1 protein-coding gene is annotated in these 691 nt (G+C 65.6%); it reads left to right on the top strand.

Translation table 11 applies throughout. The features are described 5' to 3' along the window. On the top strand, nucleotides 1-519 hold a 519-nt coding region (locus tag CU044_RS38370; RefSeq protein WP_165371786.1), incomplete at its 5' end, for a hypothetical protein. Nucleotides 520-691: the final 172 nt, after the last annotated feature.

A 691-nucleotide genomic window follows, 5' to 3' on the forward strand; every position in this document is an offset into this window, starting at 1 on the left:
ACGGTCGCCACCCAGCATCCCAATCAGCTGTTCAACCGGCTTCAGCTGAAGGACACCTTCTCGCTGCTGCCGAACTGGCGTTTCTTCGCGCCGACTCCGGCGATGCACGACTACCACTTCCTCTACCGGACCCGTGGCACGGACGGGGAGACCTCCGCCTGGAAGGGGGTCGACGTGATCGCGGGCCGCAAGATGCGGCAGATCGTCTGGTTCCCCACGCGGCGGCCGGAAAAGGCGATCTTCGACATCTGCAGTGAGATCCTCCATGTGATCGACAAGGGGTTCTCCGTCATCGTGCGGACCTCCGCCTACCGGACGCTCACCGAGTATCTGCGGGCGACGATCCATGAGGAGGAGGACGTCCGGCGGATCACGGGTTTCCAGTTCGCGCTGGCCCGTGCCACCGGGTACGACGCGGGTCACGACCCCGAGGTCGTGTTCGTGTCGCCGTACACCCCGTTGGACCCCCACACGGACACGCCAGTGAAATCTGACATCAAGAAAGTGGTCAAGGCATGAGTGTTGGTGCGTACGTCATCCTCGCGATCGGTGCCGGAATCGCCGCGGCCATCGCGATCGGCGTCCTCAAGAGGTAGCCGCCGTCCTCACGAGGGAGCCGCCATCGACTGCCGCCCCTCCCCCCACGAGGGGCGGCACCCGCAGTCCCCGAGGAGTCCCTCAGGAGTCCCCC

This window comes from Streptomyces sp. L-9-10 (assembly GCF_004151105.1).
Classification (GTDB): Bacteria; Actinomycetota; Actinomycetes; order Streptomycetales; family Streptomycetaceae; genus Streptomyces.